This is a genomic window from Selenomonas sp. oral taxon 138 str. F0429, from assembly GCF_000318175.2.
Lineage (GTDB): Bacteria > Bacillota > Negativicutes > Selenomonadales > Selenomonadaceae > Centipeda > Centipeda timonae.
Map to the genome: position 1 here is coordinate 173,412 of NZ_KB290929.1, position 12,746 is coordinate 186,157.

The 12,746-nt window shown below is 57.3% G+C and carries 13 protein-coding genes, 2 tRNA genes and 1 pseudogene; all 16 read right to left on the minus strand.

What is annotated here, in order from left to right:
- A partial coding sequence (locus tag HMPREF9163_RS01465; RefSeq protein ID WP_009439847.1) for a proline--tRNA ligase occupies positions 1-1,635 on the minus strand: 1,635 nt, incomplete at its 3' end.
- Positions 1,632-2,711 (minus strand): flavodoxin-dependent (E)-4-hydroxy-3-methylbut-2-enyl-diphosphate synthase, encoded by a 1,080-nt coding sequence (gene ispG / locus HMPREF9163_RS01470; protein ID WP_009439848.1) that lies wholly within the window; start codon positions 2,709-2,711, stop codon positions 1,632-1,634. The genes ispG and HMPREF9163_RS01465, both read right to left, overlap by 4 nt.
- Before the next feature lie 8 nt (positions 2,712-2,719).
- Complete coding sequence (gene rseP / locus HMPREF9163_RS01475; protein WP_009439849.1) at positions 2,720-3,760, minus strand: RIP metalloprotease RseP; 1,041 nt, start codon at positions 3,758-3,760, stop codon at positions 2,720-2,722.
- A gap of 24 nt (positions 3,761-3,784) precedes the next feature.
- Complete coding sequence (locus HMPREF9163_RS01480) at positions 3,785-4,606, minus strand: phosphatidate cytidylyltransferase (protein ID WP_009439850.1); 822 nt, start codon at positions 4,604-4,606, stop codon at positions 3,785-3,787.
- 14 nt (positions 4,607-4,620) lie between these two features.
- Positions 4,621-5,415, minus strand: coding sequence for an isoprenyl transferase (locus tag HMPREF9163_RS01485; RefSeq protein ID WP_009439851.1), 795 nt, complete (start codon positions 5,413-5,415; stop codon positions 4,621-4,623).
- 82 nt (positions 5,416-5,497) lie between these two features.
- On the minus strand, positions 5,498-5,731 hold the full coding sequence (locus tag HMPREF9163_RS01490; protein ID WP_009439852.1) for a hypothetical protein: 234 nt from the start codon (positions 5,729-5,731) through the stop codon (positions 5,498-5,500).
- Positions 5,731-6,288, minus strand: coding sequence for a ribosome recycling factor (frr, locus tag HMPREF9163_RS01495; RefSeq protein WP_009439853.1), 558 nt, complete (start codon positions 6,286-6,288; stop codon positions 5,731-5,733). The genes HMPREF9163_RS01490 and frr overlap by 1 nt, the downstream gene beginning before the upstream one ends.
- A complete protein-coding gene (gene pyrH, locus HMPREF9163_RS01500; RefSeq protein ID WP_009439854.1) occupies positions 6,285-7,010 on the minus strand; it encodes a UMP kinase in 726 nt (241 codons plus the stop codon). The genes frr and pyrH overlap by 4 nt, the downstream gene beginning before the upstream one ends.
- A 121-nt stretch (positions 7,011-7,131) precedes the next feature.
- Positions 7,132-7,258 (minus strand): annotated as a pseudogene (locus HMPREF9163_RS12295) (secretion protein HlyD).
- A gap of 48 nt (positions 7,259-7,306) precedes the next feature.
- Entirely contained in the window at positions 7,307-8,173 is an 867-nt protein-coding gene (tsf, locus tag HMPREF9163_RS01505; RefSeq protein ID WP_009439855.1) for a translation elongation factor Ts, read from the minus strand.
- 72 nt (positions 8,174-8,245) lie between these two features.
- Positions 8,246-8,956 (minus strand): 30S ribosomal protein S2, encoded by a 711-nt coding sequence (rpsB, locus tag HMPREF9163_RS01510; protein ID WP_037345617.1) that lies wholly within the window; start codon positions 8,954-8,956, stop codon positions 8,246-8,248.
- 210 nt (positions 8,957-9,166) lie between these two features.
- Entirely contained in the window at positions 9,167-9,703 is a 537-nt protein-coding gene (locus HMPREF9163_RS01515) for a cell division protein SepF (RefSeq protein WP_009439857.1), read from the minus strand.
- 155 nt (positions 9,704-9,858) lie between these two features.
- Positions 9,859-11,676, minus strand: coding sequence for a translational GTPase TypA (gene typA / locus HMPREF9163_RS01520; RefSeq protein WP_009439858.1), 1,818 nt, complete (start codon positions 11,674-11,676; stop codon positions 9,859-9,861).
- A 153-nt stretch (positions 11,677-11,829) separates the two neighbouring features.
- Complete coding sequence (locus HMPREF9163_RS01525; protein WP_009439859.1) at positions 11,830-12,387, minus strand: hypothetical protein; 558 nt, start codon at positions 12,385-12,387, stop codon at positions 11,830-11,832.
- A 126-nt stretch (positions 12,388-12,513) separates the two neighbouring features.
- Positions 12,514-12,589: transfer RNA gene (locus HMPREF9163_RS01530), tRNA-Trp, on the minus strand.
- A 1-nt stretch (position 12,590) separates the two neighbouring features.
- Positions 12,591-12,666: transfer RNA gene (locus HMPREF9163_RS01535), tRNA-His, on the minus strand.
- Positions 12,667-12,746 lie beyond the last annotated feature (80 nt).

The window sequence follows — 12,746 nt, forward strand, 5'->3', positions numbered from 1 at the left end:
CCCCTTTACCTCGATGCTGCCGTTCTCGATGGTTTTGGGTCCAATGGCGATGCGTACGGGATAGCCGATCAGATCACAGTCGTTGAACTTCACGCCCGCGCGCTCACGCCGATCATCCAGCAGGACATCGACACCTGCCGCACGCAGCTCCTCGTAGATCGCCTCGGCGTACGCGAGCTGCTCCTCCACCTTGGCATTGACGGCTACGACAACGACCTCATACGGCGCAATCGCACGTGGCCAGATGATGCCGTGCTCGTCATGGTTCTGCTCTATCGCTGCCGCCATCGTGCGCCCGACACCGATACCGTAGCACCCCATCTGCATGGGCTGTGCCTTGCCCGCCTCGTCGAGGAAGGTCGCGCCCATTGCTTCGCTGTACTTTGTTCCGAGCGCAAAGATCTGTCCCGCCTCGATGCCGCGCCCGATGTGGAGATGTCCCTGCTCACAGACGGGACACGCATCCCCCTCTTCGACCAGGCGAATATCCGCCACCGTCACCGCTCCGAAGTCACGCTTCGGATTCACATTCATATAGTGGAAATCCGCCTCGTTTGCCCCCGAAACGGCATTATGCATCCGCATCGCCGTCTCATCGACAACGATATGCGTGCCCTCCTTGATGCCGATTGGGCTCATAAAGCCGGGGCAGCCGCCCACTGCACGGATTGCCTCTTCCTCCGCCATACGCAGTTCACGCGCGCCCGGAACGGCATTTGCGAGCTTGATCTCGTTGACCTCGTGGTCGCCGCGCAGGAATGCGAGGATAAGGGTATCGTCCTCCGTCTGATAGGCGACCGCCTTGATCGTTTTTTCCACGGGAATCTTGAGGTATTCTGCAAGCAGAGCAATCGTACTCGTATGCGGGGTCGCCACCTTCTCAAGCGGCAGTTCCGCCTCGTCGGGTGCGTCAATCGGACGCAGTGCCGCCTTCTCATCGCTCGCCGCATAGCTGCACGCATTGCAGCACGCAATACGCGACTCGCCTTCCGGCGCAAGCACGGTGAATTCCTCCGAATGCCCGCCGCCAATCGCACCGCTGTCCGCCTCCACTGCGCGGAAGTCCAGCCCGCAGCGTGTGAAGATGTTCGTGTACGCAATGGACATCTTGCGGTAGGACTCATTCATCCCTTCGACATCCTTATCGAAAGAATAAAGGTCTTTCATGATAAACTCGCGACTGCGCATGACCCCGAAGCGCGGGCGACGCTCATCGCGGAACTTGTCCTGAATCTGATAGAGCAGCACGGGCAGCTGCTTGTACGAGCGCAGTTCATCGCGCACGAGTGCCGTAATCATCTCCTCATGGGTCGGCCCCATGCAGAACTCGCGGTCATGACGATCCTTCACGCGGATCATCTCCGCACCGTATGCACCCCAGCGCCCGCTTTCCTCCCAGAGTTCGGACGGCTGGAGAATCGGCATCATGATTTCCTGCCCGCCCGCCGCATCCATCTCCTCGCGAATGATCTGCTCAATCTTGCGGATCGTGCGCCACGCGAGCGGCAGATAGCTATACATACCGCCCGCAGACTTGCGGATCAGACCCGCACGATACATGAGCTGATGGCTTGCAATCTCCGCCTCGGCGGGCGTATTTCGAAGTGTGGGTGCATACAGATTCGTAGCTCTCATGACGACTTGCGTTCCTCCAATATTGCATCAATTTCCCGAAACAGTTCGGGAAGCAGTTCTTCTTCCTTCACCTTGCGGATGACCTCACCCTTGCGGAAGATCAGCCCCTCGCCGTTCCCGCCCGCAATGCCGACATCCGCGCCGCGCGCCTCACCGGGGCCGTTGACGACGCAGCCCATCACCGCGACCTCGATCGGCTCTTCCATGCCGCGCAAACGCTCCTCGACCTTTTCCGCAATCTCCACGAGGTTGATGCTCGTGCGTCCGCAGGTCGGACAGGCGACAAGCGTCGGGCCGTACTCCTTGAGTCCAAGCGCTTTCAGAATCTCGTTTGCCGTGCGCACCTCGACCACGGGATCGCCCGTGAGCGAGATGCGGATCGTGTCGCCGATTCCCTCGGCGAGCAACGCACCGACGCCGACCGAGGACTTGATGATCCCCGTGCCCGCTGTCCCCGCCTCCGTGATGCCGAGGTGAAGCGGATAGTCCACGCGCTGGCTCATAAGGCGGTATGCCGCGAGCGTCAGCGGCACATCGTGCGCCTTGAGCGAGATCTTCATATCGTAGAAATCCAGCTCCTCAAGCACATGCACATGCTCCATTGCAGACGCGACCAACGCCTCTGCCGTGATGCCGCCGTACTTCGTTAGTATCTTGTGATCGAGCGAGCCGGCATTGACGCCGATGCGGATGGGGATGCCCCCCTCACGCGCCGCCGCAACCACCTTCTTGACGCGTTCCGTCCCGCCGATGTTGCCCGGGTTGATGCGCAGCGCCGCAACGCCCTGCGCCATCGCCTCAAGTGCGAGCTTGTAGTCGAAGTGGATGTCGGCAACGAGAGGTGTCTTGACCTGCCGCACGATATTGCCGAGGTTCTTCGCTGCTGCCATGTCGGGCACGGCAACGCGCACGATGTCGCATCCCGCCGCGGCAAGCTCCCTGATCTGCTGTACCGTCGCCTCCGTGTCCGTCGTCTTGGTGTTGCACATCGACTGCACGGAGATCGGCGCGCCGCCTCCGATGGGGATATTTCCAATGTGGATCTGCCGCGTCGCGCGGCGCTCATACATCGCCATAGAGAGGGTCAGCCTCCTGCAAAGATACGGACAACATCATTCTTCATCGCGAGCAGCATGAGCAGGACGATCAGCCCCACGCCCGCATTCTGGACATAGTGCATGACCTTCGGACTCAGCGGCTTGCCGCGCACTGCCTCGACGCAGAGCGTGAGGAAATGCCCGCCGTCCAGCGCCGGCACGGGCAACAGATTGATGATCGCGAGGTTCAGACTGAGGAGCGCCGCAAAGTTCAGCAGCGGCACTATGCCCATCTCCGCAACCTCACCTGCCATCTGTGCAACGCCGATCGGCCCCGCGAGCTCCGACCCCGACAGCTCGAGGATGATGCGGTAGAGCGCGTCGATCATCATCACAACGATCATCGCCGTGCGCTCGAACGCCATCGAGACGGACTGGAAGAACCCGGGATAGGTGCTCTCGTAGGCATTCACAATGCCTATGACACCACGGTCATGGGATGCATCGTAGTGCGGTGTCACACTGACCGTGAGCTCCTGCCCCGCGCGGTCTACCTGCATCGTCAGGGGTACCGTCCCGTGATTCGTGCGGATTGCATCCACCAGCTCCTGCCACGTCTCGATCGACTGACCGTCGACGGCAAGCACGCGGTCATTTGCCATGAGCCCCGCCTCTGCGGCAGGATTGTCCGCAAGTACCGTCCCGAGCACAGGTGCAGGGTTCGGCGTCTGCACGCCCGCAAAGAAGAAAATGCCGAAGAAGAGCACGACCGGCAGGATAAAGTTCATCGCCGAGCCCGCAAGGATGACGATCATGCGCGAGAGAATCGGCTTACGGCAGTAGCCACGATCCCCCGCATCATTGTCGTCCGCCGTCATGCCCGCAATGTCGTTGAAGCCGCCAAGCGGCACAATGCGAATCGAATAGACCGTCTCGCCATAGCGAAAGCTGACGAGGCGCGGGCCAAAGCCAATCGCAAACTCATCCACGCGCATGCCCGTCAGCTTCGCCGTGATGAAATGCCCAAGTTCGTGTACAAAGACGAGGAGACCAAAGACAAATACGGTCGCGAGAATTTTTTCTAACATCCAAGCTCCTTTATGATTGCAGTCCTATCGCAGGACAAAGTAGATCGTATAGTAGTAGACGAGCGGTGCTGTAAAGAGGACGCTGTCAAAGCGATCCCAGATGCCACCGTGCCCCGGGATGATCGCGCCCGAGTCCTTGATCCCCGTGTGCCGCTTCATGAGCGACTCCACGAGATCGCCGAGCGTGCCAAGGACGGCAATTGCCGCGCCGAGCCCCGCCATCTGGGGCAGGGGCATATCGAGGACATAGCCGAGCCCCGCTACCGCCGCAATCGTGCCGACGAGACCGCCAAGGAAGCCCTCGATCGTCTTGTTCGGGCTGATTGCAGGGGCGAGCTTGTGCGAGCCAAAAGCACGCCCGGCAAAGTAGGCAAAGCTGTCGCTCGCCCATGTGCCGATGAACATGACCCAGACCATCGCCGCGCCGAGGCTGAATGTTTCGATTGGTGTCACATACGTCCCGCCCGTGAGATTGCGCAGCATGACGAGATGTGCGAATGGCAGTCCGATGTACGCGATGCCGGCCACGGAGATACCAACATCGGGCACGGACACATCCCCGCGCAGAATCACGGATGTCAAGAGTGCGAGCACTGTCGACGCCGTCATCGCAAGCAGGATAATATCGAGCTGTCCGAGATAAGCGCCGTAGAGCATACCGCCAATGCCGAGCAGCCCCGAGAAGAGCGTTGGATTGCCCCCGCGATGCGAGAAGGCACGCGTAAACTCGAACCATGCGAGCACGGCAAGAACCGCACCCGCAATGGAAAACGTCGTACCGCCCTGCTGAATCACATACGCAGCAAGGACAATACCAATCGTTCCGGAAATAATGCGTGTAATCAAAGACTGCCTCCCATTTATTCCTCGGCATCCAGTCCGCCGAAGCGGCGACTGCGCCCTGCGAAATCCTCAATCGCGCGCGCCAGTTCCTCCGGCGTAAAATCCGGCCAATGTGTGTCCGTAAAGTAGAGCTCCGCATATGCCGACTGCCAGAGGAGGAAGTTACTGAGCCTGAGGTCGCCGCTCGTGCGGATAAAGAGGTCAACGGGCGGATCGCCCGCCGTATCGAGTGCATTCGAAAAGAGCTCCGCATCGATCTCCTCAGGTGCAATCTCCCCTGCCGCTGCCCGTGCAGCAAGAGAGCGCACAGCACGCACAATCTCATCCTGACTGCCATAGTTCGCCGCCAGATTAAAATGTACGCCCGTATTGTTCGCCGTACGCAGCTCCGCATCCTCCATACGGCGCAGGAAACGCTCCGTAAAGCGATCACGTCGTCCAATAAAACTCATGCGCACATTTTCTGCGTGCATCTCTGCAATCTCTTTCTCCAAAAAAGAGTCAAAGAGATTCAGCAAAAAATCGACCTCGCGCTGTGGCCGCTTCCAGTTCTCTGTTGAGAACGCGTAGACCGTCAGCACCTCGATGCCCATATCCGATGCTGCTCGCACAATGCGCTTGAGCGTACGCGCTCCCGCCTCGTGCCCTGCCGAGCGCGAGCGCCCCTGCGCCTTTGCCCATCGCCCATTCCCGTCCATAACAATGGCGATATGCCGTGGCAGAGCTGCATGGTCAATTGCAAAATTGGAAGGAAGATGATCCCCATCGGGAACCGACGTACTCTTCCCGCCGCCGAATATCTTTCTCCACATATTGATCCTTTCCCCTTCCCCTACGGGATCTCAATTCTGCCAAAATACCCTTCCAGCAAATGCCGGAAGGGGTTATATCCACTCAGCGAAGTGCTTCTTCACAGGCGGCAACGGAGGTGCTCCGCGCCGGTGCCGGAGTCAGTGTAAACACACAGCGTCCATCACACTCCTGCACACGGACGACATAGGGCGACGTCTCATCCACGGCAAAAAAATCCCGTGAGGAGCGCGTTTCCCGCAATTCATATGTGACCCCGTCCGTCTCTATCTGCGGACGAATGTCTATCCACGGACGCGCCAAAAGATGATCTCTCATCAGATCTCCATGACCTCTTTTTCCTTCGCCGCGCGCATCTCTTCCATCTGTTTAACGAACTTGTCTACGAGCTTCTGCACGGAATCCTGCCCGCGCTTGGACTCGTCCTCGTTGATCTCCTTGTCCTTCTCGAGCTTCTTGATCGCCTCATTCGCATCGCGGCGGATGTTGCGCAGGGCAACCTTCGCCTCCTCCGTCTTCTTACCGACCGTCTTGATGAGCTCCTTGCGACGCTCCTGTGTCGGCTGCGGAATTGCGAGGCGGATCACCGTGCCGTCCGAGTTTGGCGAGAGCCCCAGGTCAGACTTCGAAATTGCAATCTCGATCTCGTGCAGAATGGACTTCTCCCACGGGGTGATAACGATCATATGCGGCTCAGGCACCGTCACCTTTGCCAGCTGGTTCACCGAAGTCGGCGTACCGTAGTACGGCACCATCACCTTATCCAGGAGATTCGGCGTCGCGCGCCCCGCACGCAGGGAGGAAAACTCCCGGCGAAGCGCCTCAATCGCCTTGTTCATACTTGCCTCATGCTTTGCGAGAATCTCCTTGATCATACGGCTTCGCCTCCTACGGTCGTTCCAATCGGCTCTCCAAACGATGCGCGTGCGATATTCGCATGCTCATCAATATTAAATACCACGATGGGGATCTTGTTCTCCATGCACAGACTCGTCGCCGTCGCATCCATCACAGCCAGCCCCTTCTTGAGGATGTCGATGTAGGTTAGCGTCTCGAAGCGGTGCGCATCGGGGTTCTTGTTCGGGTCGGAGTCATAGATTCCATCCGTCCCCTTCTTCGCCATGAGGATCACATCCGCCTCGATCTCGGCGGCACGCAGTGCTGCCGTCGTATCCGTCGAGAAATATGGATTACCCGTGCCCGCGCCAAAGATCACAACGCGTCCCTTCTCCATATGACGGATCGCGCGGCGGCGGATGTACGGCTCTGCGACCTGACGCATCTCAATCGCACTCTGCACACGCGTATCGACATCCTGCTTCTCGAGTGCATCCTGCAGCGCGAGCGCATTCATCACCGTCGCCATCATGCCCATGTAATCGGCTGTCGTACGATCCATGCCCTTTGCACTGCCCGCAAGGCCGCGCCAGATATTGCCGCCGCCGACCACGATTGCAACGTCAATGCCGTGATCGCGCACCTTCTTGATCTGTGCGGCAATCTCCTCGACAACCGCAGGATTGATGCCGAAGCCCTGATCACCCGCCAGAGCCTCTCCGCTGAGTTTCAAAACGACGCGCCGATATTTCGCTTCCACGATGACTCCTCCTGTCTGTTCTTTGCGCCATTATAGCATACTTTCCTGAAAAAATCCGCTGCTCTGCAAAAAAGGGGCGCCATGCGAAGCAAAAATATGCCTCGCATAACAGCCCCTTCTTTTAAGGAAGCACTGATAAATTCAGCACCATCATCTTGGCGAATCTTTTTCGCCCTCTCTGCGTCGACAAATCCTCCACATAGCGGGCGGCTATGCGTCCGGTTTGTCTCCTTGATAGGACAAAAAATCTACACCAATCTGACGGACTTCATTTTATCAGCGATTCCTTCATGTCATTACTGCATCTGTGCAGCAACCTCCGCAGCAAAATCTTCCTGCTTCTTCTCGATACCCTCACCGAGCTGGAAGCGCGTGAACGCCTTGACCTCGACGCCGCCGAGGACAGCCGAGACCTTCTGCTCAGGATCCTTCACGAACTTCTGCTCGAGCAGGCAGACCTCCTCGTAGAACTTGTTAATGCGCCCCTCGACCATCTTCTCGATGATCTTCTCGGGCTTGCCCTCCTCGAGCGCCTGCTTGCGGAGAACTTCTTTCTCATGCTCGATGTCGTCCGCCGTCACGCCGGAGCGGTCGATTGCAATCGGCGCCGCCGCCGCAATCTGCATCGCAATATCCTTGCCGAGCTGCTCATCGCCGCCCGAGAGTTCCACGAGAATGCCAATCTTGCCGCCCATGTGGATGTACGTTGCAACACGACCCGCACTCTCATAGCGCGCAAAGCGGCGCAGCGAAATCTTCTCGCCGATGGTCGCCGTCGCCTCGGTGATGAGGGAGGCAACATCCTTGCCGTCGAGCTGGCTTGCATTCAGCGCATCGAGATCGGCTGGGTTCGTCTCTGCGATATGCTTTGCAACCTTTGCGCTCAGCTCGCGGAACTGCTCATTGCCCGCAGCGAAGTCCGTCTCGCAGTTGATCTCAACGATCGCGCCGACCTTCGCATCTGCCGCGAGATACGCCGTCACAGCGCCCTCGGCAGCAATGCGTCCCGCCTTCTTCTCCGCCTTTGCAATGCCCTTCTCGCGCAGATAGTCGATTGCCTTCTGCATATCGCCGTCCGTCTCCGCGAGTGCCTTCTTGCAGTCCATCATACCCGCGCCCGTGCGCTCACGCAGTTCCTTTACCATTGCAGCAGTGATTGCCATTGTATTTCCTCCAAATCATTCGTCAAAAAAGAGGGGCAAGGGATAATATCCCTTACCCCTCTGTTCGTTTCCTTACTCAGCTGCAACCGTCTCCGGCGCACCGCCCTGATTGCCCTCGAGCACAGCATCCGCCATGCAACCCGTGAGGAGCTTCACCGCGCGAATCGCGTCATCATTGCCCGGGATCACATAGTCGATCTCATCCGGATCGCAGTTCGTGTCGACAATCGCGACAATGGGGATGTTCAGCTTGCGCGCCTCAGCGACCGCAATGCGCTCCTTGCGCGGGTCAACCACGAAGAGTGCGCCCGGCAGACGGTTCATATCCTTGATGCCACCGAGATAGCGCTCGAGCTTCTCCTTCTCGTGACGCAGCCCCTGCGCCTCTTTCTTCGTCAGGAGTTCAAGCGTGCCGTTCTCCTCCATCTCCTCAAGCGTCTTGAGGCGGTGGATGCGGCGCTGAATCGTCTGGAAGTTCGTCATCATGCCGCCGAGCCAGCGCTCATTGACATAGAACATATTCGCGCGCAGAGCCTCCTCGCGAATTGCCTCCTGTGCCTGCTTCTTCGTGCCGATGAAGAGCACGGACTTGCCTTCCTGCGCAACGCTGCGGAGGAAGTTGTATGCCTCGTCCACCTTGCGCACCGTCTTCTGCAGATCGATGATGTAGATGCCGTTGCGCTCCGTGAAGATGTAACGCGCCATCTTCGGGTTCCAGCGGCGGGTCTGATGTCCGAAGTGAACGCCTGCCTCCAGAAGCTGCTTCATAGAAATTACTGCCATGGAAAATACCTCCTGTTGTTCTTCCGCGCCCCTCATCCGCTGCACCACCGCACACAGTGCGGCACAGAGCAGCTATCGGGAACGCGTGCTTTTTCACACTGCGGGATATTATAGCATAAGAAATGCCGCAAGACAACGCCCCAAGCAAAATTTTTGCATAAAAATGGAGAGCTGAAGCTCTCCATCGATCAAATGCAATTTTCAACGCGCTCAATGTGGCTGTGCGGCTGCCTCCGTCACATCGACACCCTTCGGCGCGTAGAGGATGATCGTGCTCGACACCACGCGCGCCGTACCATGCAATACATAGCATGCACCGTTCAGGAAATCGCAAACGCGGCGACGCTCCACATCATTCAGGCAGTCAAAGTTGACTGCAACGGCAATGCCCTGCTTGAGCTGGACAACCGCCGTCCCCACGTCGTCATAACGGCGCGGACGATGAATGCGCACCTTGAGCTCCGCCACCTTCGTCGTATGCACCGTCAGCGGCGTACCTCCGTCACCCGTTGCGGGCGTACGCGGCACAGACGAAGTGCTGTAAGAGGCGCTCGGGAAAGATACCGTTCCGCCATTTGCAACGCGTCGAGAGGTCATTGCCTCCTGCCGCGGCTGTGCTGCCGTCTGCTGAACCTGCTGCACAACTTCCTCGTCCTCATACTCCTCGTCGTAGGCTGCGGGGATAAATGAGTCTACGACGCGCGAGGTCATATCCTTCACACGTGAAAAGAATGAATTTGCACCCATTTATCTCTTCCTTCCTCAGTAAATATGCGACACACTAAAATTAGAGACAATCTCTCATTTTGCTAACGCAGACATACTATCACATTTTTTTCAGAAATGCAAGCATATCACATGCAAACTAAAAATTTTTTGTAAGCAAAGGACTTTATGCCTATTTACTTGCGTGCATTCTTTGCCGCGCGCCCGCGCGCCGTACGATCGAGAATCGCCTTGCGCAGACGAATGTTCTCGGGCGTCACCTCGACGAGCTCGTCGTCGTTGATGTACTCAAGTGCCTGCTCGAGGCTCAGAATGCGCGGCGGCGTGAGGCGAATTGCCTCATCTGAGGCAGACGTGCGCATATTCGTGACATTCTTCTTCTTGCAAGGATTGATGTCCATGTCGATGTCGCGCGAATTCTCGCCTACGATCATCCCCTCATAGACCTGCTGACCCGGTGAGATGAACATCGTGCCGCGATCCTGCAACGAGAAGATGCCGTAGCCCGTCGTCTCGCCCTGCTCGAACGCCACGAGCGAACCGTGCGAGCGCCCGCTCATATCCCCCTTATACGGCACATAGCCGTGGAAGATATGGTTCATAATGCCGTTGCCCTTCGTACTCGTGAGGAGCTCCGAGCGGAAGCCGATGAGCCCGCGCGCGGGAATGAAGAACTCCATGCGGATATAGCCCGAGAGCTCCGTCATATTCGACAGCTCCGCCTTGCGCGTACCGAGCGCCTCCATGACCGAGCCCATATACTCCTGCGGCACCTCGACCGTCAGATTCTCCATCGGCTCACATTTCTGCCCGTTGATCGTCTTGTAGACGACCTCGGGCTTTCCGACCTGCAGCTCATATCCCTCGCGGCGCATCTGCTCGATCAGGATCGAAAGATGCAACTCACCACGCCCCGAGACCTTGAACACATCCGCCGAATCCGTGTCCTCAACACGCATCGCAACATTCGTCTCGATCTCCTTAAAGAGGCGATCGCGCAGATGACGCGAGGTCACAAACTGCCCCTCACGCCCCGCAAAGGGACTCGTGTTGACGCCGAAGGTCATCGAGAGCGTCGGCTCGTCGATGTTGATCGTCGGCAGCGCCTCGGGATTCTCCGCATCCGCCACCGTATAGCCAATGCTCACATCGCCAAGACCCGTGAGCGCAACAATCTCGCCCATGCCCGCCTCATTCACATCGACGCGCTTGAGCCCCTGATAGACATAGACCTTACCGACCTTCGCCTTCGACTCATGGTCACCGCTGATGACGACAACGGACTGATTCGGGCGCACAGTACCACGGATGATGCGTCCGATTGCAACGCGCCCCACATAGTCATCAGCCTCGAGCGTCGTCACCATCATCTGCAGAGGGCCGTCCGCATCGCCCTGCGGCGCGGGGATCTCCTTCACAATCGTCTGCATGAGCGGTTCCAGATTGTCGCTCTCGTCCTCCATCTTGAACTTTGCAACGCCGTCGCGCGCCGTCGCATAGATCACGGGGAAGTCGAGCTGATCGTCGTCCGCATCGAGCTCCATAAAGAGCTCGAGCACCTCGTCGTAAACATCGTCCACACGCTGATCGGGGCGGTCGATCTTGTTGATGACCACAATCGGCTTGAGCTTCTGCTCGAGCGCCTTGCGCAGCACGTACTTCGTCTGCGGCATCGGCCCCTCAAATGCATCCACAAGCAGGAGAACGCCGTCCACCATATTGAGCACGCGCTCGACCTCACCGCCGAAGTCCGCATGCCCCGGTGTATCCACAATGTTAATCTTGATGTCATCGTAGAGAATCGCCGTATTCTTCGAAAGAATCGTGATCCCACGCTCGCGCTCAATATCGCCCGAGTCCATCACGCGCTCTCCCACCTGCTCGTTCGAGCGGAATACGTGACTCTGACGCAGCATTGCATCCACAAGCGTCGTCTTGCCGTGATCGACGTGTGCAATGATCGCAATATTGCGCAGCATATCGTTCGTTATCATATAGTAAATGTGCCTCCCCAAAAGTTTCCGTGCCAAAACATAGCTTGTCTATCTTATTATAGCAGCGGCACTTTGTCAACAGTATTATGAGCTGATACTATAATTCTCGAAAGAAAAAAGCCCCCGAACATGCGGGGACTCCATGCACAATTATTATTTTACCTTGTTCTGCGCCTCAACCGAACGCTGCCAGTTCTTGTAGAACTGCTCGGAGAGGGACGAGAACGTCGCAACCGTATTCCCATCCGACTTGTTTGCGCGCACCTCGTACGTGTAGAGGAGCTCATTCGAACCGGAGCGGTAGACATCAAAGAAGAACGTCGTGCGGCTGTTGTTCGCGACCGTCAAGATGATATAGGCATCTGCATAGGAAGCAACATTTTCCTTGAAGATCTTCGCGGCGTCGCGGCGTGGGAGAGATTTGAGATCAATGCCCTTGTCCGTCTGAATGCCATTTACAACCGCATCGTAGGTCACAATATTAGTGTGTGTAATGCGGCTCGCATCCGAAATGACCTGCGTTAGGATCTCAATCGAAGGTGCCGTTTCCTCAACCTGAACATAGAGAGGTGCACCGACCGCCAAGCGGTTGACATTCGTGATGACAGCCCCTTCCGGCAACGTCACCTTGTCAGAATATGGGGACGCCCCTGCCTGCACGGCAAAAAGCGTGAGACACAGAACAAGCGCCATCTGGACGAATCTCTTCATGGATACATCTCCTCCTTAAAACTCTCATTTCACCTTTCGTCATTCTACACCATAATCATATATTTGACAAGAAAAAGCAAATGAGAGCACAAAAAAACCGTATCATTGCGATACGGCTGAAATCAATGGCAGGGGCAGTAAGACTTGAACTCACAACCTACGGTTTTGGAGACCGTTGCTCTACCAGTTGAGCTATACCCCTATGGGGCGACTTATGGGGATCGAACCCATGTATGCTGGAGCCACAATCCAGTGTGTTAACCACTTCACCAAAGCCGCCATATGTTTTAAAAGAACTCGTGAACCGCGCGATTCACGAGTCCCTTTTGCGGCAACTACCTACTCTCCCACGTCGTCTC